Origin of the sequence: Phytohabitans rumicis (assembly GCF_011764445.1) — a bacterium.
In the GTDB taxonomy this organism is placed as follows: Bacteria; Actinomycetota; Actinomycetes; order Mycobacteriales; family Micromonosporaceae; genus Phytohabitans; species Phytohabitans rumicis.
On sequence record NZ_BLPG01000001.1, the window covers coordinates 2,886,727 to 2,908,673 of the forward strand.

The 21,947-nt window shown below is 71.6% G+C and carries 15 protein-coding genes and 4 pseudogenes; 6 read left to right on the forward strand and 13 right to left on the reverse strand.

Going from position 1 to position 21,947, the window contains the following annotated elements:
* Positions 1-12: 12 nt before the first annotated feature.
* Genes Prum_RS12525 through Prum_RS12535 form a run of 3 tightly spaced genes read right to left on the reverse strand, consistent with a single transcriptional unit; the run spans position 13 to position 4,669 of the window.
* Entirely contained in the window at positions 13-1,290 is a 1,278-nt protein-coding gene (locus tag Prum_RS12525) for a M50 family metallopeptidase (RefSeq protein ID WP_173076609.1), read from the reverse strand.
* A complete protein-coding gene (dxr, locus tag Prum_RS12530) occupies positions 1,287-2,510 on the reverse strand; it encodes a 1-deoxy-D-xylulose-5-phosphate reductoisomerase (protein ID WP_173076611.1) in 1,224 nt (407 codons plus the stop codon). The genes Prum_RS12525 and dxr overlap by 4 nt, the downstream gene beginning before the upstream one ends.
* Positions 2,507-4,669 (reverse strand): MMPL family transporter, encoded by a 2,163-nt coding sequence (locus Prum_RS12535; protein WP_173076613.1) that lies wholly within the window; start codon positions 4,667-4,669, stop codon positions 2,507-2,509. The genes dxr and Prum_RS12535 overlap by 4 nt, the downstream gene beginning before the upstream one ends.
* Before the next feature lie 94 nt (positions 4,670-4,763).
* Here Prum_RS12535 and Prum_RS12540 point away from each other — a divergent pair, with 94 nt between their 5' ends.
* Entirely contained in the window at positions 4,764-5,465 is a 702-nt protein-coding gene (locus tag Prum_RS12540) for a TetR/AcrR family transcriptional regulator (protein WP_173076615.1), read from the forward strand.
* A 10-nt stretch (positions 5,466-5,475) separates the two neighbouring features.
* Complete coding sequence (locus Prum_RS12545) at positions 5,476-7,026, forward strand: phytoene desaturase family protein (RefSeq protein ID WP_173076617.1); 1,551 nt, start codon at positions 5,476-5,478, stop codon at positions 7,024-7,026.
* Positions 7,027-7,077: 51 nt separating this feature from the next.
* Here Prum_RS12545 and Prum_RS12550 read toward each other — a convergent pair whose 3' ends face one another.
* Both Prum_RS12550 and Prum_RS12555 read right to left on the reverse strand, forming a co-directional pair.
* Complete coding sequence (locus tag Prum_RS12550; protein WP_173076619.1) at positions 7,078-8,193, reverse strand: S8 family peptidase; 1,116 nt, start codon at positions 8,191-8,193, stop codon at positions 7,078-7,080.
* Between the two features lie 40 nt (positions 8,194-8,233).
* A complete protein-coding gene (locus Prum_RS12555; protein ID WP_173076621.1) occupies positions 8,234-9,784 on the reverse strand; it encodes a Rieske 2Fe-2S domain-containing protein in 1,551 nt (516 codons plus the stop codon).
* A 65-nt stretch (positions 9,785-9,849) separates the two neighbouring features.
* Here Prum_RS12555 and Prum_RS12560 point away from each other — a divergent pair, with 65 nt between their 5' ends.
* A complete protein-coding gene (locus tag Prum_RS12560) occupies positions 9,850-10,116 on the forward strand; it encodes a DUF2631 domain-containing protein (RefSeq protein WP_173076623.1) in 267 nt (88 codons plus the stop codon).
* A gap of 58 nt (positions 10,117-10,174) precedes the next feature.
* Here Prum_RS12560 and Prum_RS12565 read toward each other — a convergent pair.
* The 8 genes and pseudogenes from Prum_RS12565 to Prum_RS12600 form a co-directional block, all read right to left on the reverse strand.
* Positions 10,175-11,313 (reverse strand): annotated as a pseudogene (locus Prum_RS12565) (DivIVA domain-containing protein).
* 6 nt (positions 11,314-11,319) lie between these two features.
* A pseudogene (gene rlmN, locus Prum_RS12570) lies at positions 11,320-12,452 on the reverse strand (dual-specificity RNA methyltransferase RlmN).
* Positions 12,453-12,499: 47 nt separating this feature from the next.
* Positions 12,500-13,630, reverse strand: a pseudogene (locus Prum_RS12575) (phosphatidate cytidylyltransferase); the annotation flags it as partial.
* Between the two features lie 74 nt (positions 13,631-13,704).
* Positions 13,705-14,261: pseudogene (gene frr / locus Prum_RS12580) on the reverse strand (ribosome recycling factor).
* Positions 14,262-14,295: 34 nt separating this feature from the next.
* A complete protein-coding gene (pyrH, locus tag Prum_RS12585) occupies positions 14,296-15,033 on the reverse strand; it encodes a UMP kinase (protein WP_173076627.1) in 738 nt (245 codons plus the stop codon).
* Positions 15,034-15,336: 303 nt separating this feature from the next.
* A complete protein-coding gene (tsf, locus tag Prum_RS12590; protein ID WP_173076629.1) occupies positions 15,337-16,167 on the reverse strand; it encodes a translation elongation factor Ts in 831 nt (276 codons plus the stop codon).
* A 42-nt stretch (positions 16,168-16,209) separates the two neighbouring features.
* The gene (gene rpsB, locus Prum_RS12595; protein WP_173076631.1) at positions 16,210-17,109 is read right to left on the reverse strand and encodes a 30S ribosomal protein S2; all 900 of its coding nucleotides are present in this window, start codon (positions 17,107-17,109) and stop codon (positions 16,210-16,212) included.
* Between the two features lie 450 nt (positions 17,110-17,559).
* Positions 17,560-18,420 (reverse strand): hypothetical protein, encoded by an 861-nt coding sequence (locus Prum_RS12600; protein ID WP_173076633.1) that lies wholly within the window; start codon positions 18,418-18,420, stop codon positions 17,560-17,562.
* Positions 18,421-18,667: 247 nt separating this feature from the next.
* Between Prum_RS12600 and Prum_RS12605 the strand changes: the two genes are divergently transcribed.
* The 3 genes from Prum_RS12605 to Prum_RS12615 all read left to right on the forward strand — a co-directional run bounded on the left by Prum_RS12605 (position 18,668) and on the right by Prum_RS12615 (position 21,786).
* Positions 18,668-19,801: a DUF2332 domain-containing protein gene (locus Prum_RS12605; protein WP_173076635.1), complete on the forward strand. Its 1,134-nt coding sequence runs from the start codon at positions 18,668-18,670 to the stop codon at positions 19,799-19,801.
* 105 nt (positions 19,802-19,906) lie between these two features.
* Positions 19,907-20,266, forward strand: a complete 360-nt coding sequence (locus Prum_RS12610; protein ID WP_246277851.1) for a YraN family protein — start codon at positions 19,907-19,909, stop codon at positions 20,264-20,266.
* Positions 20,266-21,786, forward strand: coding sequence for a YifB family Mg chelatase-like AAA ATPase (locus Prum_RS12615; protein WP_173076639.1), 1,521 nt, complete (start codon positions 20,266-20,268; stop codon positions 21,784-21,786). Before Prum_RS12610 ends, Prum_RS12615 begins: the two co-directional genes overlap by 1 nt.
* Positions 21,787-21,947: the final 161 nt, after the last annotated feature.

Genomic DNA, 21,947 nt, shown 5'->3' on the forward strand with positions numbered 1-21,947 from the left:
GTCAGATCACCTCTAGAACGGCAGCTGGATCGGGTTAACGATATCCGCGGCGACGGTCAACAACGTGAACCCGCCGAAGATGAGGATCACCACATAGGTGACCGGCATGAGCTTGAAGTAGTCCACCCGGCCCGGGTCGGGCTTGCCCAGCCGGGCGTACACCCAGGATCGGGCCCGCTCGAACCAGGCGATCGCGATGTGCCCGCCGTCCAGCGGCAGCAGCGGCAGCAGGTTGAAGATGCCGATGAAGAAGTTCAGCGCGGCCAGCAGCAGGATGAACGACGGCCACTCGCCGCGGTCGAAGAGCTCCCCGCCGATCCGGCTGGCGCCCACCACGCTGATCGGCGTCTCCGGGTCGCGCTCGTCGCCGGTCAGGGCCGCCCAGAGCGCGGGAATCTTCTCCGGGAAGCGCTTCAGCGCCTCGAACGTGCCCTCGAACATGAAGACCGTCTGGTCGGCCGCCTCGCCGATGCCGTCGATCGGGCCGGCCGCGGACTTCGGGATCACCGGCGTGATGCCGAGCATGCCAACCTTTTCCAGGTCGGCCGGCGTGACGTCCTCGACCGTCTTGTCGGGGTCGCGGGCCACCTCCTGCTTTACCCGCTCCGCGACGGGCAGCGTCACCGACTTGGTCTCGCTGGCGCCGTTCCGGTCATATGTGACGGAGATCTCTTTGCCGCCGGACGCCCGTACCACCGCGGTCATCGCGTCCCAGCCCACGACGGCCTGGCCGTTCAGCGCGGTGATGGTGTCGCCGGGCTGCAGGCCGAGCTTGACGGCGGCGCTGTCCGGGTCGACGCCCTTCTCGCAGGTCCGCTCCCGCTGGGTGGCCGGGTCGACGCCCCACTGGAGCTCGACGCACGGCGACACGGCCGCGATCGTGACCGGCTGGCTCTGCAGCTTGGACTCGTCGTTGAGCGGGACGAAGGAGAACAGCCCCCACAGGATCAGGATGCCCAGCGCGAAGTGGGTGATCGAGCCGGCGCTCATCACGACCGTGCGCTTCCACACCGGGAAACGCCACATCGCGCGCGGCTCGTCCTCGGGCGCGACGTCGTCGTCCTGCGGCGTCATCCCGACGATCTTCACGAACGCGCCGGCCGGCACCGCCTTCAGGCCGTACTCGGTCTCTTTGCGCTTGAACGAAAAGATCGTCGGCCCGAAGCCCACGAAGAAGCGGGTGACCTTCATCCCGAACATCCGGGCCGTACCCATATGTCCGGCCTCGTGTAAGGCGACGGAGATGAATATCCCCAGCGCGAACAGGAGGATACCGAAGATCTCCATCAAGCTCCTTTGCCAATGATCTCCTGAGCGTGTGCCCGCGCCCAGGTCTCCGCGGAAAGCACGTCCTCGACGGTACCCGGTGGCGGGAAGTCGGGAGCGTCCTCCAGCACCCGTTCGAGGGTGTCCACGATGCCCAGGAACGGCAGCCGCCCGGCCACGAACGCCGCCACGCACTCCTCGTTCGCCGCGTTGAAGATCGCCGGCCGGGAGCACCCCGCCGCACCGGCCTCCTTGGCCAGCCGCACCGCGGGGAACGCCTCGACGTCCAGCGGGGCGAACTCCCACGTGTGCGCGCGCGTCCAGTCCAGGGCCGGCGCCGCGTCCGCCACCCGGTCGGGCCAGCCCAGCGCCAGCGCGATCGGCAGTCGCATGTCGGGCGGGCTGGCCTGGGCGAGCGTCGACCCGTCCACGAACTCCACCATCGAGTGGATCACCGACTGCGGGTGGACCATGACCTCGATCGCGTCGTACCCGATGTCGAAGAGCTCGTGCGCCTCGATCACTTCGAGCGCCTTGTTGACCATGGTGGCGGTGTTGATGGTGACGACCGGCCCCATGTTCCACGTCGGATGGGCCAGCGCGTCCGCCGGCGTCACATCGGTGAGCTCCGCGCGGCGCCGGCCGCGGAACGCTCCCCCGCTCGCCGTCAGCACCAACCGCCGCACCTCGGCCGCCGCGCCGCCGCGCAGGCACTGCGCCAGCGCCGAATGCTCCGAATCGACCGGCACGATCTGCCCCGGCCGCGTCACCGCGGCCTTGACCAGCGGGCCGCCGGCCACGAGCGACTCCTTGTTGGCCAACGCGAGGGTACGCCCAGCGCGTAGAGCGGCGAGCGTTGGCGCGAGCCCGAGCGAGCCGACGACCCCGTTGAGCACGACGTCACCGGGCCACTGCGCCAACTCGGTCATGGCGTGCGGCCCGGCCAGGATCTTGGGGATGCGGAAGTCGCCGGTCGCGTACCCCCGCCGGGACGCCTCGGCGTAGAACGCGAGCTGGAGATCCTGCGCCACGGACGCCTTGGCGACGCCGACCGCCTCGACGCCCAATTCGAGCGCCTGCGCCGCGAGCACCTCGACGTTGCCCCCGCCCGCCCCCACGGCGACCACCCGAAACCCTTCGGGGTTACGCCGCACGATATCGATGGCCTGCGTCCCGATGGACCCGGTAGACCCCAGCAACACAATCTCCCGCACGGGGTCATTCTCCCCCGTGCGGGAGATCATGGGTTGCGCAGCAGGGAGGGCTCCTTTTCTGCCGCAGAGCCCATGATCGCCGGCTCGTTGATGCCGTAGCGGCGGTACAGCCGCGCTAGGGGGGCGGGGGACCACCAGTTCCAGCGGCCCAGGAGGCGCATCGTGGCGGGGACCAGCAGGGCGCGGACCAGGGTGGCGTCGACCACGATGGCGACGATCATGCCGATGCCGATCAGCTTGATGAACACGATGCCGCCGGTCGCGAACCCGGCCACCACGATGATCAGCAGCAGCGCCGCCGCCGTGATGATCCGCCCGGTGTGCTGCAACCCGTGCGCCACCGAGGCGGTGTTGTCGCCGGTGCGGTCCCACTCCTCGCGTACCCGGGACAGCAGGAAGACCTCGTAGTCGGTGGCGAGTCCGAAGAGGACGGCCAGCATGAGGATCGGGTTGCTCGGCTCGATGAAGCCGGTCGACGTGAAGCCGAGCGGGCCGCTCAGGTGGCCGTCCTGGAAGACCCACACGACCACGCCGAACGACGCGCCGATGGAGACCAGGTTCATCAGCACCGCCTTGATCGGCAGCAGCACCGAGCCGAACGCCAAGAAGAGCAGCACCAGCGTGGCCGACGCCATGATCAGTGCCATCCAGGGCAGCCGCGAGCCGAGGCTGTGCAACAGGTCCAGGTCGGCGGCCGTACGCCCACCGACGAGCACCTGTGCCCCGGCCGGTTCGGGCAGGTCGCGGATCGCCCGCACCGCGTCCTGGGCCACCTCGCCGGTCGGCTCCCCGGCGTACGTCACGGACAGCAGCGTGGACTCGCCCCGGTTGGCGGTGGCCTGGACGCCGGTCACGCCGGGCACCCGCCCGACCGCGGCGGCGAAGCCTTGCGTCTCGGCGGTGGGCGCCCCCGACACCAGCACCTCGATCGGCCCCACCGGGCTGCCCGGGAAGTCCGCCGCGAGCTTGTCGGCGACCACCCGCGGCTCGGCGCCCGCGGGCAGCACCCGCTCGTCGAAGCCGCCGAAGCTCATCCGCAGCGCCGGAGCCGCGAAGAGGGCGAGGATCGCGACGACGCCGACGACGTACAGCCAGGGGCGGCGCATCACGCTGTGCGCCAGGCGCGCCCAAGCCGACCCGGACCGCCCGGACCGGCGGCGCCACGGCACCGGGATACGCAGCGCGTTGATCCGGGGGCCGAGCACGGCCAGGATCGCCGGCAGCACGGTCAGCGCGCCGAGCATCGCGATCAGCACCGCGGCCACCCCGCCGATGCCCAGCGACGACAGGAACACCGGCGGGAAGATCAGCAGGCTCGCGAGCGCCAGCGCGATGGTGAACCCGGAGACCATGACGGTACGGCCCGCCGTCATCATCGTGCGCTGGATCGCGGCCGGGGTGTCGTGCCCGGCGGCCAACTCCTCGCGGAAGCGGCTCACCACGAAGAGCGCGTAGTCGATCGCCATGCCCAGCCCGATCAGTGTGATCACGTTGATCGCGAAGACCGAGACGTCGGTGACCGCGCTGATCAGGCGGACGGCGATGAACGCGCCGAGGATCGCCAGCCCGCCGACGAGCAGCGGCATGCCGGCCGCGACCAGGCCGCCGAAGATGACGATCAGCAGCACGAGGAGCACCGGCATGGAGAGTGTCTCGGCGCGTACCAGGTCCTGCTCGGTCTGGTGGTTGGCCTCGTACGCGAACGGGACGTAACCGCCGGCCTCAGTGGTCACGCCGGGGGCGTCGAGCGCCGGCCGCAGCTCCTCGTACGCCTCGGTCTTCTCGTCCGGCTCGGTGCCCCGCAACTGCACGACGGCGTACGTCGAGTGCCGGTCCCCGGACACCAGGGCGGGCGATTGGGTGTCGTACCAGCTCGTCACGCTGGCCACCTCGGGACGCTGGCGCAGGGCGGCCAGGGTTGTCGTGACCGGGTCGCGGAACGCCGGCTGGTCCACGGTCGCCGCAGGGCTGGAGTACAGGACGAGGACGTCGGTGTCCTGGCTGCCCAGCTCGGCGGTGATCCGCTCCCGGGCCCGGCTGGACTCGCTCGCCGGGTCGTCGAAGCCGCCGCCGCTGAGCGTGCCGAACACGCCCGCGCCCCAGGTGGCCCCCACGACCACCAGCGCGGCGGCGGCCGCGAGCACGACCCACCGCAGGCGCACGACCGTCTTTCCCCACCACGCGAACATGAGGCCCCCGGTAACCTGTCTTACAGTCGGTTAGGCGAGTGAACACCGTTTACTATGCAATCGGCGTTCTCGCGCGTCAAGGGAGTTCGCGGCGATGACCACCACATCACCCACCCGCCGGGAGCGGTTGCGCTCGGCGACCGTCGCCGAGATCAAGGACGGTGCCCGCCGCATGCTCGCGGCCGGCGGCCCACAGGCGATCTCACTGCGCGCCATCGCCCGCGACATGGGCATGACGGCGCCGGCCATCTACCGGTACTTCCCCAGCCTGGACGCGCTGATCCTGGCGCTGGCCGAGGACCTGCTGCACGAGGTGGCGGACACGGTCGCGGCGGCGACCGCGGCGGCCGGCGACTCCCCCGGCGACCAACTGGCCGCGATGGCCCGGGCGTTCCGGCGGTGGTCGGTCGCCCATCCCGTGGAGTTCGCCCTGATCTTCGGAAACCCGGGCGTGGCGGACCTCGCCCCGGACTACGGGCCGGACCATCCCGGCGCCTGCCTCGGCCGGCCGTACCTGGACGCCCTGCTCGGGCTCTGGCAGCAGGCGCCGTGGCCGACGCCGCCGCGCGAGGACATGCTGGTCCGGCTCGGCCCGCACCTGGGCCCGCTCCGGGAGAGCCACGGCGACCCGCCGATCGAGGTCGCGTACACGTTCCTGTCCGGCTGGACGCGGCTGTACGGGCTGGTCGCGATGGAGATCTTCAACCAGCTCCGGTGGGCGATCACCAGCCCGGAGGCGCTCTTCGAGACCGAGATCCAGATGTTCCTCATCCAGCTTGGCGTCACCGCCGACTAGCCTCGGGCCTATGGTGCCTGAACGCGCGGATGTCGTGATCATTGGAGCCGGCCACAACGGCCTCGTCTCGGCGGTGCTGCTCGCCCGCGCCGGCCTCGACGTCGTCGTCCTGGAGGCGGCGGACGTCCTCGGCGGGGCCGCCCGCACCGAACGGCCGTTCCCGCGCGTGCCGGGGCTCGGCCACTCGACCGGGTCGTACCTGCTCGGGCTGATGCCCCCGGAGTTGCTCAAGACCCTCGACGTGGACATCCCGGTGCTGCGCCGGGACCCGCACTACTTCTTGCCGACGCGCGGCGACGCGTACCTCCTGTTCGGCACCGACCGCGAGGCCACCCGGGCGCAGATGACGCGCTTCTTCTCCCCCGCCGACGTGGCCGCCGACGACGCCATGCAGGCCGAACTGGGCGCGCTGCGCGACGACCTCGGGCCCGCGTGGCTGGCCGAACCGCTGCCGGTCGAGGAGACCGCCGCCCGCTACATCCGGCCGGCGCTCCAGCAGACGTTCGTCGACCTGGTCCGCGGGTCGGTGGCCGACTACCTGGCCCGCTTCGACTTCCGGTCCGACCTGCTCGTCTCGATGTACGCGGTCACCGACGGCCTCTCCGGGCTCAACGCCGGCCCCGACGACCCGGGCACCGGCCACAACTTCCTGGTGCACAACATGTGCCGGCTGCCCGGCGCGGACGGCACCTGGATGATCGCCAAGGGCGGCATGGGCACCGTCTCCCGGACCTTCGCCGACGCCGCCCGCGCCGCCGGGGCTCAACTCTTCACGGGTACGGCGGTCAGCGCGGTCACCCTCCAGGGCGGTGCGGCGGCCGGCGTGGTGCTCGCCGACGGTCGTGAGGTGCGCGCCAACGTCGTCCTGGCCGCGTGTGACCCGTACCGGCTGATGGAGCTGATGCCCGACGGCGCGCTGCCGGCGGAACTGACCGCGCGCCTCGCGGCGGTCCGCCGCCCCGGCACCACCCTCAAGGTCAACCTGGCGCTCTCCGGCCTGCCCCGCTTCTCGTGCCTGCCGCCGGACGCGCCGAGCCCGTTCGGGGCGACGATCCACCTGCTCCCCGACTCCGGGTCGCCGATGGCCGCCCTCCGTGCGATGTGGACGGACGTCGTCGAGGGGCGGCTGCCGGACGAGCCGACCATCGAGTGGTACCTGCACACCACGGTCGACCCGTCGCTGCAGGACGCCGCGGGGCACCACTCGTCGGCGCTGTTCGTGCAGTCGGTACCGGCCACAATGGACGAGGCCGCCGTGCCGTCCTACGTGGAGCGCCTGCTCGCGATCTGCGACTCGTACGCCCCCGGCACGTCGGCGCTGGTCGCGGACGTATTTGCGCTGACCCCGGCCGGCATCGAGTCGCACTTCGGCATCACCGGCGGCCACATCCACCACGTCGACAACACGGTCAGCTTCACCGATCGCATGCCATACGCGGTGGGCGTAGACGGCGTCTACGCCGGCAGCGCCGGCTGCTTCCCGGCCGGCAGCGTCATCGGCGCCGCAGGCCACAACGCCGCCCAACGCATCCTCCGCGACCTCTCCCGCTCTCCCCGTTGATCAGGGAGTAACTCGGGCGTTTTGCGGCGTGCCGAGTGAGCAGATCCCTGATCAACAGGGTGGGAGGGCTTCGCCGACGTAGAGGAGGCGGTTCGGGGTGCCTTCCAACGGGTTGGGGACCAGGTCGGGGGTGGCCGCGTTCAGCAGCGCTGTCGCGACGGCGGCCGGCAGGGCCGCGGGGTTGGCTTCCAGGTAGAGGGCCGCCGCGCCGGCCACGTGCGGAGCCGCCATCGACGTACCGGTGAGCGTCTGGACCGCGTCGTCGGCCGCGCCCCAGGCCGACGTGATGGCGACGCCGGGCGCGAAGACGTCGACGCACGTGCCGACGTTCGCCCACTGTGGTCGGTTGTCGGTGCGGTCGGTCGCCGACACGGTGAGCGCCTCGGCGAGCCGGGCCGGTGACTGGTCGCACGCGTCGAGCGGCTGGCCGCCGGAGCCGTTGCCGGCCGAGACCGCGTAGGTGATCCCGCCCGCGATGGAGCGCCGCAGGCCGTCCTCCAGCGCCGGGTCGGGGCCGCCGCCGAGGCTCATGTTGGCGACGGCGGGATACACCGCGTTGGCGGTCACCCAGTCGACGCCGGCGAGCACGGTCTCGGTGGTGCCGCTGCCGGCGCAGTCCAGCACCCGTACGGCGACCACCTGGGCCTGCTTGGCCACGCCGTGCGCGGTGCCGGCGATCGTGCCGGCCACGTGGGTGCCGTGCCCGTGGCAGTCGTCGGCCGCGCCGCCGTCGATCGCGTCGTACCCGCTGGTCGCCCGGCCGCCGAAGTCGGCGTGGGTCGTGCGCACGCCGGTGTCGATCACGTACGCGTGCACGCTGGCCGCCCCGTTCGGGTACGTGTACGACGCGTCGAGCGGGAGCGCGCGCTGGTCCACCCGGTCCAGTCCCCAGGACGGCGGGTCGGTCTGCGTGTCGGTGGTCCGGTGCACGACGCTGCGCTGGACGTACGCCACCCGCGGGTCGTGCAGGATCGCGCCGGCCTGGGCCTCGGTCAGGCTCGCCGAGAAGCCGTGCAGCGCGTGGCGGTACGTCTGCCGGACGGCGACTCCATGGCGATCCGCGACCGCGGACGCCTGTTCCGCGTCGGTGGTGACGACGATGTAGACGTCCCGGGCCGGGGGCAGTGCGACCACCAGTCCGGCCAGGAGCACGACGATACCGAGCACACCCGAACTATATGTCCTATTTGTCCAGGCGACGCGGACATCAGGTGGCTGACCGGTGCGCGCGGATCTGGTGCCCGACGCTCGTCAGGCACCGGCCGCTGGCCAGGTCGAACTTCCAGCCGTGCAGCTGGCACGTGAGCTGGTTGCCCTCGACGATGCCGAAGCGGGTCAGGTCGGCCTTCAGGTGCGGGCAGCGCCGCTGCACCACCCAGTCGCCCAGCTTGACGTCTTCCTTGTCGGCGTTCTTCTGGTGCTCGTCGTACCAGCCCTCGGTGTACTGGAGGCGCTCCTCGGACAGGCACTTGAAGAACGAGTACACGAACTCGTTGTACTGGCCGATGCGGGCCGCGGAGAACCGGCAGGACAGGAAGAGCGAGTTGACCCAGTCGACCTCGCCGATGTGCAGCAGGTGCTCCACGAGCGCCCGCTCGGTGCGGAAGCGGTAGCGGACCTTCTCGTCGCCGTACGGCCGGACCTGCTTGCCGGGGAAGTCCACCACGATCGACTCGACCGACTCGCCGTCGTAGCCGACCAGGTCGATCCGGACCGGGCCGCCCACGCCCGTCGCCATGTAGATCGACTCCTCGAGGAGCGGCTCGATGCGCGCCTTCATCTCCTTGAGCACGTCGATCTCCGGGTGCCGCCAGGTCAGCTTGGCCGCCTCGATCACCGGCCGCTTGCGCTCCTGGTACTCCCGCAGGTGCTGCTCCTTGTTGGCGAAGAACTCCGCCACGTCGGGCACCGGGTGAGTGGTCTCGCAGCCGCCAGCGGTGAGCTCGGACACGCTGCCCGGGAGCAGTACCACGGCGTTGCTGCCGCCGACCTTGCCGTACTCCTCCATGAAGACCTGCTGGTCGGGGAAGATGTTGCCCTCATCGCCGAAGATGTCGTTGAACTGCCACAGCTCGTCGTCGAGGAAGCAGGGCGGCCCGGCGATCGGGAAGACGTACGACGCCTTCAGGTCGTCGATGTAGCGGAACGTCCGGTCGAACTGGCGGTCGCGCTTCTGCTTGCCGAACGCGGTCTTCGCGGCCTGCGGGAGCTCGTAGACCATCGGGTACCAGATCGCACCGGAGAACTGCAGCATGTGCGCGTGCACGTGGCCCAGCTTGGTGAAGATCTCCAGGTCGGTGGGGCGGGCGTCGTTCTGGTTGAGCAGCCGTACGCCGTCGTACTCCACCCACAGCGAGGAGTCGCCGATCGGCCCGTCCGTGGGGCTGGTCAGCGCCTGGATCATGATGTTGAGCCCGCCGTCGAGCTCGACCACCTCGTTGGTCTTCGTCGCGATGAAGCTGGTGAAGCCCAGGTCGCGAAGCTGGTCCTCCAACTCGCTGGTCGGATACTCCGGCAGCAGCACGGTCGCCTTCTTGGACACGAAGCGCTTGAGCTGCTCGGCGTCGAAGTGGTCCCGGTGCAGATGGGAGACGTACAGGTAGTCGACCTGGCCCAGGTGATCCCAGTCGAGCTGCGAGTTGTCCGGGAAGGGAAACCACGAGGCGAAGTACGCCGGGTTGACCCAGGGGTCACAGAGGATGCTGCCCGCCGGGGTGTCGATCCGCATGCTCGCGTGACCCGTACCGGTTACTCGCACGGCGCTTCTCCCTCAAGGTCCGACTTCCCAGTAGACGCTACCGGGACCACCCAACAGTCACCGCAATGGGGCGTGACAGACTGGCAGACACATCGAGGGAAGGACCAAAAGTGGCGGGAAGCGAGCCGGTGACCTCACCTGACCAGCGCAAGCCGGGCAGCCGCAAGGCGGCGCGGATCGGCGCGGTCGTCACCATCCTGGCGCTGCTGTCCATGCTGATCGGTAACCACACCGGCCGGATCGAGGACATCTTCCTCCTGGTCGTCGCGGGCGGCCTGGCCCTGATCCTCGTGGGCGACGTCGTGCTGCGCCGCAACGGCCTGCGCTCCTAGGCCCTAAGACAGCACGTCGCCGGCCACCCGCGAGGGATGGCCGGCGACGAACGCGCCGTCACTGGCGGCGCAGAAGATCCGTGACCTCTTTCAGAGCCGCGTCGACCTCGGCCTCGAAGTAACCGCCGGGCACCAGCCCAAACTGGGCGCCCTCCAGCTCGTTGGGGTTCATCGGCATCGGCCCGCGGCCCGTCATGCCCGCCAGGATGCCCTCGAAGAGGCGGTCGACCTGGACCGGGTCGTAGCCGCTGCCGAACCGGCGCACCTGGAACGTGCGGCGCATCTGGTCGATGCGCTGCAGCTCCGGCGGCAGCCCGCTCATGCCCGGCGGCGGGCCACCCATCGGCGGGCCGCCCATCGGGCCACCCCCACCCATCCGGATCTCGGCGGTCATGTCGGCCTTGCCGTGCCGCCCCGGCTCGGCGAACCCGTCGAAGCGCTCCTCCGCGCCACCGTAGCGATCGTCCGGCGGCCCGCCGAAGCGATCCCGGTCGTCACGCGGCGGGCCACCGAAGCGGTCGCGGTCGTCACGCGGTGGGCCGCCGAAGCGGTCGTCCTGCTGGCCGCCGAACCGGTCCGGCGGAGCGCCGTAGCCACCCGCCGGCGCGCCGAAGCTGCCCGTGCTCTGCGCGTCGTAGCCACCCCGCGTGGGCGGGCTGTCGTACCCGTTGCCGTAGCCGCCCTGGTCGTCGTACCGCCCGTACGGGTCACGCGGCGGCCCGGCCTGCGCGGGCATCGGGCGCTGCGGCATCGGCGGTCCGGCCGGCGGCATGGACCGGTCGTCGCGCAGCGGCGGGCCGATGCGCTCCGTCATCGGGCCATTGCCCATCCGGTCGGGCGGCCCCATGCGATCCGGTGGGCCCATCCGGTCGGGCGGCCCCATCCGGTCCGGGGACCGAGGCGGTCGGGCGGGCCCATGCGGTCGCCGCGATCGCCGCGGCCGCCGTACCCGCCGCGCTCCTCCAGCTCGGCGAGCTGCCGCTCGACCCGGTCGAGGTGCAGGTCGACCTGCCACTCGTCGTAACCGCCGAAGCGGACCCGGAAGACGACGTCGTGGACCTCCTGTGAGGCCACCGGCGAACCGACGGGATCCCCGGCCAGGGTGGCCTCGACCCGGTCGAGGAAGGTGTCCACCTCGTCGACCTTGTAACCCCGACGGAGAGCCCGACGTCGGAATCGCTGACCCTGACTAGCCACCTAATGTCACCTTCCGTCCGCGCTGCCGGTCTCGCTGGCGGCCAACTGCCCGCATGCGCCGTCGATCTCCCGACCACGAGTGTCACGCACTGTGGTCGAAACGCCGGCCTCGCGCAACCGCCGGACGAACTCCCGCTCGACCGGCTTCGGGCTGGCGTCCCAGCGGCTGCCCGGGGTCGGGTTGAGCGGGATGAGATTCACGTGGGCCAGCCGCCCGGCCAGCAGCCGACCCAGCAGGTCGGCTCGCCACGGCTGGTCGTTCACGTCCCTGATCATTGCGTATTCGATGGACACGCGGCGTCCCGTGCGGGAGGCGTAGTCCCACGCGGCGTCCAGCACCTCAGCGACCTTCCAGCGTTGGTTGACGGGCACGAGTTCGTCGCGCAGCTCATCATCGGGCGCGTGCAACGACAGCGCAAGGGTTACAGAGAGTTCCTCTGCAGCCAAGCGCCGCATTGCCGGCACCAAGCCGACGGTGGAGATGGTTATGTGCCGCTGGGAGAGCCCCAGTCCTTCCGGTGCCGGCGCGCACAGTCGCCGTACCGCGTCGATCACCCGGGTGTAGTTGGCCAGCGGCTCGCCCATGCCCATGAACACGACGTGGGACAGCCGCGGCGGAGAGCCGGCCACCACGCCCGAGGCGGCCACACCGGCGAGATAGACGGCCTGGTCGACGATCTCGGCGGTGGACAGGTTGCGGGTGAGCCCGGCCTGGCCGGTGGCGCAGAACGGGCAGGCCATGCCGCACCCGGCCTGGCTGGAGATGCAGACGGTGACCCGGTCGGGATAGCCCATCAGCACGCTCTCCACGAGCGCGCCGTCGTGCAGCCGCCACAGTGCCTTGCGGGTGGCGCCATCGTCGCAGGCCAGCTCCCGCACCGCGGTGAGCAGGTCCGGCATCAGCGACTCGGCCAGCCGGGCGCGGGTGGCGGCGGGCAGGTCGGTCATCTGCGCCGGGTCGCGCACCAACCGGCCGAAATAGTGCGTGGAGAGCTGCCGGGCCCGGAACGCCGGCTCGCCCAGCTCGGCCACCAGCGCCTGCCGGCCGGCCAGATCGAGGTCGGCGAGGTGGCGCGGGGCATAGCGGGACGGCCCCGGGCGGCACCGGGACCGAGCGGCAGTACGGGCAGGCTCGTCATAGCCCGTCCAGTCTCCCATGCGCCCGCATCCGGCGCGGGTGCCCCGGTCACGTGAAGAGCGCCAGGAGGAGGTATGCGGTCGGCAGGGCGAAAAGGATCGAATCCAGCCGATCCATCAGGCCGCCGTGCCCGGGGAGCAGGTTGCTCATGTCCTTGATCCCCAGATCGCGCTTGAGCATCGACTCGGCCAGGTCGCCGAGCACCGAGACGACCGACAGCGCGAGCCCGAAGACCGCGCCCCACCACGGCTCGACGTCGAGCAGGAGATAGAGCAGCAGCGCGCTCCCCACGGCGGTGGCCACGAGCGAGCCGGCCAGCCCTTCCCAGGACTTCTTGGGGCTGATCGTGGGCGCCATCGGGTGCTTGCCGAAGAACACGCCGGCCGCGTACCCGCCGGTGTCGGACAGCACCACGGCGGCGAGCGTGACGATCACGCGGACGGCGCCGTCGTCCTCCGACGCGAGCAGCGCGGCGAACCCGCCCAGGAACGGCACGTACACCGCGATGAGGGTGGCCGCCGTCATGTCCCGCTGGTAGCCCGCCGGCCCGTCGGCGAGCCGCCACACCATGGTGGCCAGCACGGTCACGAGCAGGCCGAGGCAGAGCGCGTCCGGGCCCGCGTACCAGGCAAGGCCCACCATCAGCAGGCCGCCGGCGGTGAGCGGCGTGACCGGCGGCCGCGCGCCGGTCGTGCGGACCGCGCGCGTCATCTCCCAGATCGCGACGCCGAGCGCCACCGCGATCACGCCGAGGAACGCCGGGAGCCACACGAACAGCGACGCGATGACCACCGCGCCCAGCGTCACGCCGACGCCGATGGCCGCCGGCAGGTTGCGGCCGGCGCGGCCGGTGGCGCGGCGCCGCCCGGGGCCGGGGCGCTTCGGCCGCTCGGGCTCGGACTCCACCGGCGGGTCGGGCTCGCGGCGCACCTGCGGCCACGCCGCGGTGTCGGCCTCGGCAGCCTGGTACGTCAGGTCGCCCGACCCCGTGTACGGCTCGTCCGCGTGCCCGTTGTGCCCTTCGTCCAGCTCGCGGTGGGGCGTCCGGTTGCCGTAGGGGTCGATGTACGACATCAGACCTGACGAACCCCCTCGGCGTGATCGTGTTGCCCGTCTTTGTGCTGCCGCGCCTCGTTGGCCGGCCCGGACGGGTTCAGCCGAGCGTACTGCACGCCCCCTTCGTGATCAGGGCGTCCCTCAAGTCGTCGTAGCGACTTCAGGGACGCCCTGATCACGGGAACGTGGGTGGGTGCTCAGAACTCGAGCAGCTCGGTTTCCTTGTGCTTGACGAGCTCGTCGACGTGGGCCACGTACTTGTGCGTGAGGTCGTCCAGGTCCTTCTCGGCGCGGCGCACCTCGTCCTCGCCGGCCTCGCCGTCCTTGACGATCCGGTCCAGCTCCTCCTTGGCCTTGCGCCGCACGTTGCGGATCGCGACCTTGGATTCCTCGCCCTTGTGGCGGGCCACCTTGATCATGTCGCGGCGACGCTCTTCGGTCATCTGCGGCAGCAGGATCCGGAGCTGGTTGCCCTCGTTGTTGGGGTTGACACCGAGGTCGGAGTCGCGGATCGCCTTTTCCATCGCCTTGAGCTGCGAAGCGTCGTACGGCTTGATGATCGCCATCCGTGGCTCGGGGGTGCCCACGGAGGCCATCTGGGTCAGGGGGTGGGGCTGCCGTAGTAGTCAATGATGATCTTGGAGAACATCGCCGCGTTGGCTCGCCCGGTGCGGATCGCGGCGAACTCCTCCTTGGCGTGCTCGATCGCCCGATCCATTCGTTCCTCGGCATCGAGGAGGGTGTCGTCGATCACCTGCCCCGTCGCCTCCCTTCTAGCTCACTCTGCTCTAGTTGGCAGTGATCAAGGTGCCGATGCGCTCGCCGCCCACGGCCTTGACGATCGTGTCCTCGCCCTCGGCGCCGAAGACCAGCATCGGAAGCCCGTTGTCCCGGCACAGGCTGAACGCGGCGGCGTCGGCCACCCGCAGACCCCGGCGCAGCGTCTCGTCGAACGTGATGGTGTCGAGCTTGACCGCGGTCGGGTCGGTACGGGGGTCGGCCGTGTAGACGCCGTCCACGCCGTTCTTGCTCATCAGCACCACGTCGGCGCGGATCTCCAGGGCCCGCTGAGCGGCGACGGTGTCGGTCGAGAAGTACGGCATGCCGGCGCCGGCCCCGAAGATCACTACCCGGCCCTTTTCCAGGTGCCGGATCGCGCGCAGCGGGATGTACGGCTCGGCGACCTGAGCCATGTGGATCGCGGTCTGCACGCGCGTCGGGATGCCCTCCTTCTCTAGGAAGTCCTGCAGCGCGAGGCAGTTCATCACGGTGCCCAGCATGCCCATGTAGTCCGCGCGGGCCCGGTCCATGCCGCGCTTCTGCAGCTCGGCGCCGCGGAAGAAGTTGCCCCCGCCGACCACCACGGAGACCTGGATGTCGCGGCGTACCACGGTCGCGATCTGCCGGGCCACGGCCTGGACCACGTCGGGGTCGACCCCGACCTCCCCGCCGCCGAACACCTCGCCGGAGAGCTTCAGCACCACCCTGCGCGCGCGGCCGGGTGGCGGCGCGGTCGGATCGTCCATCGTCGCATCCTCTTCCGCAACCGCCCGCGTCATCCCGTCCGCCCTTCGTACGGTGCCTGCTTGCCGTTCACAATATGTGACGAGGAGGCCGCGGTGTCTGTCACGTACACCGGCGGCCTCCTCGGCTGTCGTCCTGGCTAGGGGGTGTCTGGTGGATCTTGTGGGTGCGAGGCGAGGTCCAGGCGGCGTCCGGTGGTGCCGGGCGGAAGGTCGCATACCGGTGTTGTATGCGGCCTTTCGATCGGTGCCGCCGGTCGTCGTCTGGGCCCGCCGCAGCCCCACAAAGATCCGCCAGACACCCCCTTAGACCTGGCCGACCTCGTAGCGCAGGAAGCGGGTCACCTCGATGCCCGCCTCGGCGAGCACCTGCTTGACCGACTTCTTGTTGTCGGCGACCGACGCCTGCTCCAGCAGGACGTAGTCCTTGAAGAAGGCGTTGACCCGACCATCGACGATCTTGGACAGGGCGGCCTCGGGCTTGCCCTCCTCGCGGGCGGTCTGCTCGGCGATGCGGCGCTCGGACTCCACAACGTCGGCCGGCACCTCATCGCGGACCAGGTACTTCGGGCGCATCGCGGCGATCTGCATCGCCACGCCGCGCGCGTCCGCGTCGCCCGCCTCGTCGGACTTGCCGGCGTACTCCACCAGCACGCCCACGGCCGGCGGCAGGTCCTGGCTCTTGCGGTGCAGGTAGACGGCGACCGTGCCGTCGAGCGTGCCGAAGCGGTTGACCACGAGCTTTTCGCCGATCTTGGCAGACAGCTCCTGGACCGCGTCGGCGACCGTACGACCGTCGGCCAGCGTGGAGCCGAGCAGCCCTTCGGCGTTCGCGACCTTCGCCTGCTCGCCGTGCTCGACGAGCCGCTGGGCCAGCGCGACGAAGTCCTCGTTCTTCGCGACGAAGTCGGTCTCGCAGTTCAGCTCGAGCAGCGCCTTGCCGGAGTGCGCGACCAGGCCGTTGGCGGCGGTGCGCCCGGCCCGCTTGCCGACGTCCTTGGCACCCTTGACGCGCAGGACCTCGACAGCCTTGTCGAAGTCGCCCTCGGCCTCGTCGAGCGCCTTCTTGGCGTCCATCATGCCGGCGCCGGTGAGGTCGCGGAGCTTCTTGACGTCCGCGGCGGTGAAGTTGGCCATGACTCTCTCTTTGTGTCGGTTTGGGTCTGCTGGGGTGGGCGATTACTCGGCGGCGGCCGGCTCGGGCGCGGGCGCGGGCGCATCTGCCACGGGCGCAGGCGCAGGCGCAGCGGGCGCGGGCGCAGCCGCAGCGGGCTCGTCCGCCTTCTTCTCCGTGTCCTCGAGCAGCTCGCGCTCCCACTCGGGCAGCGGCTCGTCGGCGCCGACCACGCCGGGCTCGGGCTTCTCCTCGGCGCCGCTGCGGGTGGCGCGGCCGGAGCGGGCGATCAGGCCGTCGGCGACGGCGGTCGCGACCACCTTGGTCAGCAGCTCGGCCGAGCGGATCGCGTCGTCGTTGCCCGGGATCGGGAAGTCGACCTCGTCCGGGTCGCAGTTGGTGTCGAGCACCGCGATGACCGGAATGCCCAGCTTGCGGGCCTCGTCGACGGCGATGTGCTCCTTCTTGGTGTCGACCACCCAGATCGCCGCGGGCACCTTCTGCATGTCACGCAGGCCGCCCAGCGTACGGCTCAGCTTGTCCTTCTCCCGGGACAGCTGCAGGGTCTCCTTCTTGGTGTACCCCTGCGCGGTGCCGGTGAGGTCGAGCGACTCCAGCTCCTTCATCCGCTGCAGCCGCTTGTAGACCGTCTGGAAGTTGGTGAGCATGCCGCCCAGCCAGCGGTGGTTGACGTACGGCTGGCCCACCCGGGTCGCCTGCTCGGCGATCGCCTCCTGGGCCTGCTTCTTCGTGCCGACGAACAGGATGCTGCCGCCCTCGGCGACAGTGTTGCGGATGAAGTCGTACGCCTTCTCGATGTAGTCGAGCGTCTGGCGCAGGTCGATGATGTAGATACCGTTGCGCTCGGTGAAGATGAAGCGCTTCATCTTCGGGTTCCAGCGGCGCGTCTGGTGCCCGAAGTGGACACCGCTCTCCAGCAGCTGGCGCATGGTCACTACGGCCATGGTGGGGTGCTCCTCGTTTGTCCCTGGTTGTCACGCCCGACCGGTCGGTCAGGCGTCCTGGCGCCTGATCGCCGGCCAGAGTGGACCCGATCAAGATCGGGACCAGGGGACCGTCGCCCCATTGGCAGAGCCGTGGGGAGGGCGCGCGAGGTCGACCACCGAAAGGCGGTCGCCAGTTGCCCAGTGTACGCCCCTCCTCCCCCGCCCTCCGCCTCCCCCGCCCTCCGCCTCCCCCTCACCCGCGCCGCCCGCGCTCCCCCGCCCGCGCCGCCCGCGCTCCCCGCGCCTCTCCTCGTCGATCAAGGGCAAACGGTCGTGCTTTGATCTCCGATCCACGACCGTTTGCCCTTGATCGACGCGAAAGTCCTTGATCGACGGGGCGGCTCAGGGCCGTGGGGCCTCGGGGCGGTGAGCGGACGCGCTAGGGCGGGGGCGGGCGCGCGGCGGAGGCTAGGCCGCTAGGGCGGCGGCGACGAGGAGTACCAGGGACACCGTGAGGTACGCCGTGGGTGGCCGGAGCCACGCCTGTACGCCCCCGCCCGCCTCGCTCGGCAACCGGTTCGCGCCGGTGACCAGCGCGTACAGCCCCACCGCCAGCATCGGCAGGCCGACCACCAGGAACGTCCCTGCCACCACCCCGGACGGCACCACCGGCCCGCCGACGGCAGCGTCGGCGAGGACCCGGATCGCGGGGATCTCGAAGAGCAGCGCGAGCACCCCGAAGAGGATGGCCGTCGCCGGCCTGCGCGTCCGGTAGACGCCGTCACCCACCGGCGCGACCGGGGCCGGCGGGCGGCGCAGCGCTGACCGGTCGAGGGGTTCGGCGTGGAACCGCTGCGGCTCCGGGCCGGGCGGCGGGTCGGCCGGGCGCGGGGACACGGACGCGACCTGGCCGGTCGGCTCTTCGATCGGGCGGGTGTGGTCGGGGGCGGACACCGGCGGCGGACCAAAGGCCGCAGCCGGTCCACCAAAGGCCGCCTCTGCCGGCTGCGCGCCGACGACCGGCTCCCCGGGCGCTCCCGCGAAGGTGGGCGACCCCGCGAACGCGGGTGATCCGCCGAAGGCGGGCGACCCCCCGAAAGCCGGTGCACCGCCGGAGGCCGGAGCGCCGTACGCCGGAGCGCCGTACGCCGGAGCGCCGTACGCCGGTGCCCCGTACGCCTGCCCGGCGAGGGGGTCGGGCTCCAACTCGTCGCCGCTTCCGCGCGGCCCTGGGAGCCGGTAGCCCTCCCACTCCGGCTCGGCGTAACCGCGGTCACCGCCGTACCAGCCGCGCTGGCCGTCGTCCGGGTAGTTCCGTTGTGGGTCCACGGCCGCACCGTATGCGACCAGCGGATTTCCCGCCACCTCCCGCCAGCAGGGACGGCAACCCGCAGTGATCATGAGGTTAGCGTCGGAGAGAGCGTTTGCCCCGACGCTAACTTCATGATCACCGATGAGTGCGGGTGCCATTGTGATCGTGATCGCTGCGGCGCTGGCCGGCGAAGCGGCACGATCGCGACATGAGCACCCCACGAAAGCGCGCCGCCGGCGCGTCACGCTTCCGCGGGGACCCCGCTTGACGGCCGCGGAGGCGCTGGCGCTGGCGCGGATGTTCCGGCACTTCGGTAGCAAGGAGTTTCGCGGACACTCCGAGCGCTACGAGTACCTGTCCGGCGTGATCGCCGACCGGCCGGAGCTCGCCGCGCCGCTGCTGGCCGCCCCGCCCGGCCAGCGCCTCGCGATCCTCTACTTCGCCGCCGTCCAGTACCTCCTGCGCACCGCGGCTCCCGAGCACCCGCTCACCGCGTACCTCCCGACGCTCGGCGGCTCGCGTGGCGTGGACGGCGAGCTGCCGGCGGCGCTGGCGGACCTCGTGGCCGCGCACGGCGACGCGCTGACCGCGCTGTGCGCGACCAGGACGACCCAGACGAACGAGGCGCGGCGGGCCGCGCTGCTGCGGCCCGGCTTCGGCCGGGCCACCGAGCTGCTCGGCCGGCCTCTCGGCCTGGTCGAGTTGGGCACCAGCGCCGGGCTCCTGCTGCTGAGCGACCGGTACGCCTGCGAGTATCGCCGCGGCGCCCGGGTGGAGACCTACGGGCCGGCGGGCGCGCTGACCGTCACGTGTGAGGTGCGCGGCGAGCGGTGGCCGGAGCCCGCCGCGACCGCCCTGACGATCGCGGACCGGGTCGGCATCGACCTGGCACCGATCGACCCCACCGATCCGCGCGCCACGGACTGGCTGCGCGCCTGCGTCTGGCCGGAGCAGACCGACCGGCTGGCCCGGCTCGACGCGGCGCTCGCCGAGGTGGCGAGCGTCCGGCCGCGGCTGCTGACCGGCGACATGGTGGACACGCTCCCCATCGTACTGTCCACTCTGGACGATGATGTGGTGCCGTGCGTCTTCTCCTCCAACGCCGTGACGTATCTGTCCAGTCAGGACCAACGCCGCCTCGTCGCGACGCTGGCCGAGGCCGGCGCCCGGCGGGACCTCGCCATGGTCCTCAACGAGGCGTCACAGTGCGGCGCGGAGCTCTTCACCGGCCAGCGACCGGTGCAGGCGGGGCCGCGCGGGGTGCTGGCCGTCGGGCTGCTCACGCTGGTCATGTGGCGCGGCGGCCGGGCGTCCGTCGAGGTCCTGGCCCGGACCGGCCCGCACGGCCAGTGGCTGGAGTGGACCCCTCAGGAGTACGTCTACGCGCCGCGCTTATAGCACAGCGACAGCATGATTGTCCGGCTGTCCACAGGGCACCCGGTTATCCACATGTCGATCATGAAGGGCTTCCCTCGCGAACGGCGTGTGCCCACCCTCGACCCCATGACGACGGCGACATTGGCGGTCGGCGCGTACGGTGAGCGGCTGGCCGTGGCGCACCTGATCGACGCGGGGATGCGGATCGTCGCGCGCAACTGGCGGTGCTCCGACGGCGAGATCGACATCATCGCCTGGGACGGCGACGACCTCGTCTTCTGCGAGGTGAAGACCAGACGCAGGCTGACGTTCGGGCCACCCGCCGAGGCGGTGAGCGTGGCGAAGGCCAGGCGGTTGCGCCGGCTGGCCCTGCTGTGGCTGACGCGGCACGACGTGCACCCGCGTGAGCTCCGTTTCGACGTCGTGTCGGTGCTGCCGCAACGGCGGGGCGCGGCGCGCGTCGAGCACCTGCGCGGAGCCTTCTGATGTCGTACGCGAAGGTGCTGTCCGTCGGGCTCGTCGGGGTGACCGGCCACCTCGTCGAGGTCGAGGCCGACCTCTCGCCGGGCCTGCCGGCGCTCGTGCTGTCCGGGCTGCCCGACACCGCTCTCCACGAGGCGCGCGACCGCGTGCGGGCCGCGATCACCAACTCCGGGCAGCGGTGGCCCGGCCAGCGCATCACGGTCAACCTGCTGCCCGCCACGCTGCGCAAGACCGGGTCGGCCTTCGACCTCGCCATCGCCACCGTGTTGCTGGGCGGGGCGGGTGAGCTGGCGCTGGCCGCGTTCGACGGCGTGGCCCTCCTCGGTGAGTTGGGGCTCGACGGCACCGTGCGTCCGGTGCGCGGGGCGCTGCCGATGGTCGCCGCGGCCGCCCGTGCCGGGATCACCCGCGTCGTGGTGCCGTTCGGCAACGCGGAGGAGGCGGCCGTGGTGCCCGGCATCGAGGTCAAGGCCGTCGACACGCTGCACCGGCTAGTGGCGTACGTGCGGGACGGCGAGGAGCTGCTCGACCCGCCGGCACCCCGGGCGGAAGCCCCGCCGGACGGGCCCGATCTCGCCGACGTGGCGGGGCAGGCGTTGGGGCGGCGGGCGATCGAGGTGGCCGCGGCGGGCGGGCACCACATCGCGCTGCTGGGCCCACCGGGCGCCGGCAAAACGATGCTGGCCGAGCGGCTGCCGTCGATCCTGCCCGAGCTCGACGACGAGGCCGCGCTGGAGGTGACCGCGCTGCACTCGATCGCCGGCGTGCTGCCGCCGGGCGGGCGGTTGCTGCGCCGACCGCCCTTCCAGGCGCCGCACCACACCGCCACGGTCCAGTCGCTGGTCGGCGGCGGGTCGGGGTTGGCCCGGCCGGGCGCCCTTTCGCTGGCTCATCGGGGCGTGCTCTTCCTGGACGAGGCCGCCGAGTTCACCGGCCGCTCGCTCGACGCGCTGCGCCAGCCGCTGGAAATGGGCCGGGTGCTCCTGCGCCGGGCGAATGGTGGCACCGAATACCCGGCCCGCGTCCAACTGGTCCTGGCGGCCAATCCTTGCCCGTGCGCGAAGCCGGCCGGCGATGCCTTCTGCGAGTGCAGCCCGCAGGTGCGCCGGCGCTACCTCGGCCGGTTGTCCGGCCCGCTGCTGGACCGGATCGACGTGCAGGTCACGCTTACCCCGCTCGGCGCGGCGGAGCTGATGGCGGTCGGTACGCCCGGCGAGCCGTCCGCCGTGGTGGCCGACCGGGTGGCCAAGGCCAGAGCGGCCGCCGTGGCGCGCTGGTCCGCCCGCGGCTGGCGGGCGAACGCCGAGGCCCCCGGCCCGGCGCTGCGCGAGCAGCCGTGGCGGTTGCCGGCGTCCGACACCCTCGCCCTGCGCCAGCGCCTCGACCACGGGTCGCTGTCGGCCCGCGGGTTCGACCGGATCGTCCGCATGGCGTGGACCATCGCCGACCTCGACGGCCGCCACCGCCCCGACAAGGAAGACATCGCCGAGGCGACCCAACTCCGGACGGGAGTGAGCCCGTGAGCGCGCGCAGCGGCGCCGCGACGCCTTCGCGGCGGCGCCACCAACCTCGACCAACACCGGACATTGCCGCCGTCGCGAAGGCGTCGCTTTGGGGCGCCGCTGCGCGCGCGAACCAGGAGGCAGCGTGCGCACGCAGCGGCGCCGCGACGCCTTCGCGGCGG